Annotated in this window: 4 protein-coding genes; 1 reads left to right on the plus strand and 3 read right to left on the minus strand. The window is 74.5% G+C overall.

The window, feature by feature from the left end; all coding sequences use genetic code 11:
* Positions 1-2 precede the first annotated feature (2 nt).
* Together FNH08_RS14615 and FNH08_RS14620 are read right to left on the minus strand one after the other, a co-directional pair.
* Entirely contained in the window at positions 3-3,365 is a 3,363-nt protein-coding gene (locus tag FNH08_RS14615; protein WP_322724493.1) for an ABC transporter permease, read from the minus strand.
* A 272-nt stretch (positions 3,366-3,637) separates the two neighbouring features.
* Positions 3,638-4,042 carry a globin gene (locus tag FNH08_RS14620; RefSeq protein ID WP_322724495.1) on the minus strand — a complete coding sequence of 135 codons (405 nt, stop codon included), beginning with the start codon at positions 4,040-4,042 and terminating at the stop codon, positions 3,638-3,640.
* Between the two features lie 175 nt (positions 4,043-4,217).
* Here FNH08_RS14620 and FNH08_RS14625 point away from each other — a divergent pair, with 175 nt between their 5' ends.
* Positions 4,218-5,237, plus strand: coding sequence for a methyltransferase domain-containing protein (locus FNH08_RS14625; protein WP_152771904.1), 1,020 nt, complete (start codon positions 4,218-4,220; stop codon positions 5,235-5,237).
* Positions 5,238-5,364: 127 nt separating this feature from the next.
* Here the strand turns inward: FNH08_RS14625 and FNH08_RS14630 are convergent.
* A partial coding sequence (locus FNH08_RS14630) for an FHA domain-containing protein (protein WP_407704371.1) occupies positions 5,365-6,848 on the minus strand: 1,484 nt, incomplete at its 5' end.

Below are 6,848 nucleotides of genomic sequence, written 5' to 3' on the forward strand. Positions count from 1 at the left end.
TGTCACTCACCTCCCTGGCGCCGCAGTGTGCCCGCCGCGTCCGGGCGCCGTGCCGCGAGTACGGCCGTGACCGCGAGGGGGGTCACCGTCACCGCGGCCAGTAGCAGGAGCACGGGGGAGAGGGGAAGTTCCACCAGGACCTCGGGCATCGGCCGGGTCGCCTGGGGAGTGAGGACGATCAAGGGGATCACCGCCCGGGTCAGGATCGTGCCGAGGGCGACGCCGACCGTCAGGGCCAGGGCCACCAGTACGCCTTGTTCGGCGGCGATGAGACGGGCCAGCTGCCGACGGGGGGCGCCGAGCGCGCGCAGGACGGCGAACTCGTCCGCCCGCTCGCGCAGGGATCCCGCCGTGCTCACCGCGAAACCGACCGCGGCCAGCGCGGCCGCGACCACGGCCGCCGCGGCGAACGCGGCTTCGGGACCCGCCCCGAACGGGTCGTCCCGCAACCGGTCGGCGATCTCGTCCCGTACGAACACCTGCGAGGGCTCGACGTCGGGGCGGGCCCGCACCTCCGTGGCCACGCGCCCGGCCGTGCCCGGCGCCGTCCGCAGCCACCACTCGGTGGGCTCGGCGATCTCCCCGTCCCGGGCGTCCAGCACTCGGTTCACCGACCGCAGATCGACCAGCAGCGCCCCGCCGTCGCTGTCTCCGCCCTCCTCGGTCGTCGGCAGCGCCCGCAGGCTCCGCACGATCCGTACCGGCACCTTCGTGTCTCCGAAGGCGACGTCCATGCGCTGTCCGGTTCCGGAGAGCCCGGCCGACGCGAGGAACCGGTCGGTGGCGATGCCCGTCACCTCGGCCGCCGGGGGCTGCTTCACCTGGAGGCGGACCGAGAACGACTCGGGCTGCCAGGAGAAGTCGGTGGGCACGTACCCGGTGCCGTAGCGGACCGCGAGGGAGCCCGGTGGCGACTTCTCCACGCGCGGGGTGGTCGGCCGCATGGTGTTGTCCGGTGACGGCGACAGGCTGTCGGAACGTGACGTGACCGTCCAGGAGGTGGGCAGCGTCAGCGGTCCTTCCGTTCCGTCGGCGGGGACGGCGCTCATCTTCTCCAGGGACAGGCGGTGCTGCTCGGCGCCGCCGACCGGCTGCTCCATGGTCAGCCGCACGTCGGTCAGCGTCAGGGGTTCGGCCGCCCGGCCCGTCGGGGCACCGGCCGCGCGAGCGAGGTCCAGGGTGAGGACGTGGAGCCGTCCGTCGGGGGCCAGCCGGCCGACGGGGAGCCGGTACGGCACGCCGTGGCGGTCCTGGAGGGTGGCCGTCACGTCCGCCATGACGCTCCCGCCGCCCCCGTCCGTGTTCGCCGCGTCATTGCCCCGGTCGTCCCGGTCGTCCCGGTCGTCCCGGTCGTCCTGGTCATCCCGGTCGTCCTGGTCGCTGCGGAGCCGCAGGGCCAGGCGGAGCTCCCTCGCCCCCACGGGCAGCCGCGCGCCCGCCGTCCTCTCCTTCGGCGCGAGGCCCTCCAGCAGGGGCCGCACCGGCTCGGAGGCCAGATCACTCCGGAGGAGCAGTCCGTCGGCGGAGGAAGCCGTGTCCAGGGCCAGTACGGTCGCTGTCCGGTCGCCGGACAGCGGCAGGGTCGTACGGAAGGCGGGAGCGGTGGCCCGTACGCCGTCGACGGTCGTGAAGCGCCCGGAGCCGCCGAGTCCGTTCGCGCTGCCCGCGACGACACGGACGTCCGTACCGGCCCGGAAGTCCGCCTGGTCCTCCTGCGAACGGCTCCAGGAGGCGCCCTCGCCGATCGCCAGCATCCCCAGGGCGACCGTGAGGACGAGGAGCAGCACCGCGCCGGCACCGCGCGACGGGCGGCGGCTGAACTGCCAGCCGGCCAGGGCGCTCGGCAGCCCCCTGCCGCCCGCCGCGCGGCGCTCGGCGAGCCGGGCCACGAGCGGCAGCAGCCGCAGGGTGAGGACGGTGCCGGCGAGCAGGGCGAGGGCGGGGGCCGTGACCAGCAGCGGGTCGATGCCGAGGGTGCCGTCGCTGTCGCCGGTGACGGCGCCGGTGTTGCGGCGGTCCAACTGCCAGTACGCGACCCCGGCGACGACCAGGAGTCCGACGTCGGCTCCGGCACGCACCGGGGCGGGCAGGGCACGGGCCCGCCGCACCGTGAAGGCACCGGAGGTCAGCGCCGGCACCGTCACCGCGAGCGCGCACCCCAGCGCCACCGCCGCCGCGACCAGCCACACCTCCACACGCGCGCCGGAGGCGTCGAGGCGCAGCCCGATCCGCGCCAGCGCTCCCTGCTCGGCGAGCAGTCGTGTCAATGGCCCGGCGAGGAGCGGCGCGCAGACCGCCGCGGGCACCGCGAGGAGCAGCCCCTCCAGCGCGGCGAGCCCGGCGACCCGGCGGGGCGAGCCGCCGCGCGCCCTGAGTAGCCGGGTCTCGCCCTCCCGTTCGGCGCTCAGCAGCCTGGCCACGAGGAACAGCGCGTACGCCGCGAGGAGACCGAGCAGCAGCGCCACGATCAGCAGGGTCGAGCGGGAGACGAGCAGGGAGCGTTCGACGTCGTCCAGGATCTCGGGCAGTGAGGTCGTCGCCGCCGTGGTGCCGCTCAGCGCGTCGGACTTGCGTAGCGCGGCCGTGCTGTCACGGGCCGCCTGCCGCAGTGCGCCGATCCGGTCCGTCGTCAGCGTGGAGAAGTCGGCGGAGACGACCCAGGCGGACTCTCCGCCGCTCACCCGGCCGCCGGCGAGCACGGACGGATCGGTGAGCAGCGGGCCGTAGGTCGTGAAGGAGAGCTTGTGGACACCACGGCCGCGGAGGTCGTCCACCTGCCAGTACGGGGCGTTGATCCGCTCGGGCCGGTACAGGCCGGTGAGCAGGACGCGCACGTCGGGCCCGCCGAAGCGGTCCTTGAGGGTGAGGCGGGCGCCCGGTTTCAGCCCGAGCGGCTCGGCGGCGGTCTGCGGCAGAGCCACCTCGATCACGCTGCCGCCACCGCGCGGTGGACGTCCCTCGGTGACCCGCACCTGCGTGCGGTCCAGGGCCGCGAAGTGGGTGAGATCGGGGTTGCCCGACCGTGCGGCGGGCGGCTGGAGGGAGCGCGGGAGGGCGTACGGGCCGGACCGTACGAGCGTGCGCACGGTCACCGGCATGCCGTCGAAGGTCCGTCGAGCGCTCTGCCGCACGGCACGGTCGGCGGCCGTGCGCCGGTCCGCGGACGGGGTGTCCGCTTTGACGATCAGGGCGGTGTCGACGGCGTTCTCGGGTGCGGTGAGGGAGTGGCGCAGGGCCGCGTCGCCGATCGCGCCCGAGTACGCGGTGAGGGTCGTCGGCACCGCTGTGGTCAGCAGAACGGTGAGCAGCGCGGCGGCGAGCAGCAGTCGGTGCGCCCGCACGCGCAGTAATACGAACCCCGTCACCCGGCCCCCCGGCACCAGCCCCCGTCTCCGGGATCACCGGAGATCTTCGGGTGATGCTGTCAGATGGCGGGTACCGCGGGTAAGCGCTTGTAGGTCGGACTTGACCGGATCGTGACCGGAATCCGGTGCCGTGCGACCGGAATGCGCGCGTCGAGGCGAGAACTCGGTGAGGGAAACGGCGAGAGATCCCGGTGAGAGAACCTGGCGAGGGAACCCGGTGAGAGAACCTGGCGAGGGAACCCGGTGAGAGAACCCGGCGAGGGAAACCGGTCTCAGCCCGCGGTGTTCACCATCGAAGCCGCCGCGTACGTCATGTAGTTCCACAGCGTGCGCTCGTGCTCCTCGGAGAGGCCGAGCTCGTCGACGGCGACCCGCATGTGCTTCAGCCAGGCGTCGTGCGCGGCCCGGTCGACGGTGAACGGGGCGTGGCGCATCCTCAGGCGGGGATGCCCGCGGTTCTCGCTGTACGTGGTGGGGCCGCCCCAGTACTGGATGAGGAACAGCGTCAGCCGCTCCTCGGCCGGGCCCAGGTCCTCCTCCGGGTACATGGGCTTCAGCAGCGGGTCCTCGGCGACGCCCTCGTAGAAGCGGCGGACGAGCCGCCGGAAGGTCTCCTCGCCGCCGACCTGCTCGTAGAAGGTCTGCTCCTGCAGCGTGCCGCGCCGAATCTCATTCACCCACCCATGGTCTCAGACAGGGGGACGGAGGACTCAAGGCCTAGGACCGGGGCAGAACCGGGGTAGTGCCGTGGCGGAGCCGGGGCAGAGCCGGGGTAGTGCCGTGGCAGAGCCGATCCCGGCTCGTCCGGTCGCGGTGCTCGCCTCGGCGCCGATCGCGCAGCACAGTGGATATATGGGCACACATGCGCTCGACCGGGACCTGGGTGACCTCGCCGCGGAGGCCAGGGCTGCCCTGGTGCGCGAGATCGGTGCGAGCGGGGCCTGGGACGCCGACCCGGTGTGGCGGGAGGCGTTCGGGGCGGTCCCGCGCCACCTCTTCGTGCCGTACTACTACGTGGGCGGTGGGCCCACCCCCTCCACGGGGGCCGGGAGCCCGGGTGGGAACGGCTTCGAGCGGCTCTGGGGCGAGGAGCGCGATCCGAGACGACGCGAGCGCTGGCTGCGCGGCGCGTACACCGACGTCCCGCTCGCCACACGTTTGCGCGACGGGGAGTTGATCTCCTCCAGCAGCCAACCCTCGCTGATGGCGAACATGCTGACCGAGCTGGAGGTGGAGGACGGCAACCGGGTCCTGGAGATCGGTGCCGGCACCGGCTACAACGCGGCCCTGCTCGCGTACCGCCTCGGGGACGACCGGATCACCACCATCGACCTGGACCCCGACATCACCGAGGGGGCGCGCAGGCATCTGGCCGCCGCCGGGTACCACCCGACCGTCGTCACGGGCGACGGCGCACGCGGGGTGCCCGAACGCGCCCCGTACGACCGGATCATCGCGACCTGCACACTGTTCTCGATCCCGCGTGCCTGGCTCGCCCAGTGCGCACCCGACGCCCGCATCCTCACGCCGCTGGCCACGGGCCTGGTCCGGCTGCGGGTGCGGGACGCCGAGTACGCCGAGGGACGGTTCCTGCACACGCCCGCTTACTTCGTGCCGTTGCGCGGCGACGGGGGAGGGCCGGGGCGGATGCATCCTCATCTGGGCGGGCTGCCGCACCGGGCCAGGGACCACGAACTCTTCCGGTTCCTGCTGACCCTGACCGCGGGCAGCCTCGACCCGCACGAGGCGCTCGCGCTCTGGGACCGCGAGGAGCAGCCGACGCGCGACCGGTACGGGATCACGGTCAGCGGCGACCGCGCATGGGCGTGGCTGGACGACCCGGAGGGGCCGTACGCCTGGCCCCTCCCGTGAACGGCCCCTCTCGTGAACGGCCCCTCTCGTGAACGGCCCCTCTCGTGAACGGCCCCTCTCGTGAACGGCCCCTCTCGTGAACGGCCCCTCTCGTGAACGGCCCCTCTCGTGAACCGTCCGGGCAGGCTCAGCCGCGTCGGATGGTGATCGTCGTCCAGGCCCCCACGTGCACCTGATCCCCGTCCTGCAAGGGGATCGGGACGAACGGCTGGATGGGCTCCTCGGAGCCGTTGACCGTGGTGCCGTTCGTGGAGTTCTGGTCGACGACCGCCCAGCTGCCGTCCGGCTGCTGGACCAGCACCGCGTGCTGGTGCGAGACCCCGGGGTCCTCCGGCGGCACCGACAGATCGATGTCGGGGGTGTCACCGGTGGAGTGGCGGCGGCGGCCGATGGTCAGCTGGTTGCCGACGAGGGCGCGCTGCTGCTCCGGGGAGTACGCGGGCAGGTTGAGCCCCGCGGCCTCGGGACCGGAGCGCTGCATCATCGACATGAAGTAGTCGCGGTCCGGGCCGATCGTCGCCGTCCAGGTCGTCGGCTGCTGTGGCTGCTGCGGGTACGCGGGACCGGGCGGGGCCTGGGTGGCACCCGGCTGCGGGTATCCGTATCCACCGGGCGAACCCGGTCCACCGGGCCCGGGAGGCGCACCGGGACCGGACGACGGCGGGGAGATCACCCAGTCGTCCTGCCCGCCCCCGAAGGGTGGGCCGCTCTGGGGACCGCCCGGCCCCCCGGGAGCGGGCGCACCCGGCTGTCCCGTCTCGTTCGGGAACGTGGGCGGAGCGGGCGGAGCCGACTGCTGGAAGGCCTGCGGCAGACCACCACCCGCCGGACCACCGGGACCACCCGGACCACCGGGACCACCGAAGCCTCCGGGGCCCCCGGGACCACTCGGACCGCCGAAGCCTCCGGGACCGCTCGGACCCCCGGGGCCACCCGGACCGGCCGGTCCACCAGGGCCCCCGAAACCACCGGGACCACCGGGACCACCAGGCCCGCCCGGACCGCCGGACGTGGGCGCGGGCGGCGGGGCCTGACGCGACGGATCGCCACCGAACGGATCGCCGCCGAAGCCCCCGGGCCCCGGGCCGGGCCCGGGGGGACCGCCGGCTCCCGGCGGAGCGGTCGGTCCGGAGGGCTCGCTGCCGAAGGGCGGTCCCGGCGGGATGGGCTCCGCGGGCCGGTTCACCTGTGAGGGCCGCGAGCCCTGGTATTCGTACGAGTCACCGCCGCCGAAGGACGGCCCCTGCCCGGGCGGCGGCTGCTGGAACCGGAGCGCCGGATTCGGCCCACCGGGCCCACCAGGGCCACCCGGTCCACCAGGACCTCCGGGCCCAGGCGGCCCACCGGGGCCGCCAGGCGCCCCGAACGGAGAGGCGCCGCCAGGCCCACCAGGTCCCCCGGGCCCGCCGGGCCCACCCGGCCGCGGCGCGGCCGGGGTGTACGTGGTGGCCGTGTTCGTCAGGAAGTTCCACCGGCACTCCTCGCAGAACGGCGCGCCGCCCTCACGGGGCGTACGGCACTGCGGGCAGAGCTCCGGCATGTGCTGCTGGGGTGGGGCGCCCGGAGGCGGGCCTCCGGGCTGGCCGCCCCCGCCCGGAGGCGGGGGAGGGG

Origin of the sequence: Streptomyces spongiae, assembly GCF_009377185.1 — a bacterium.
In the GTDB taxonomy this organism is placed as follows: Bacteria; Actinomycetota; Actinomycetes; order Streptomycetales; family Streptomycetaceae; genus Streptomyces; species Streptomyces spongiae.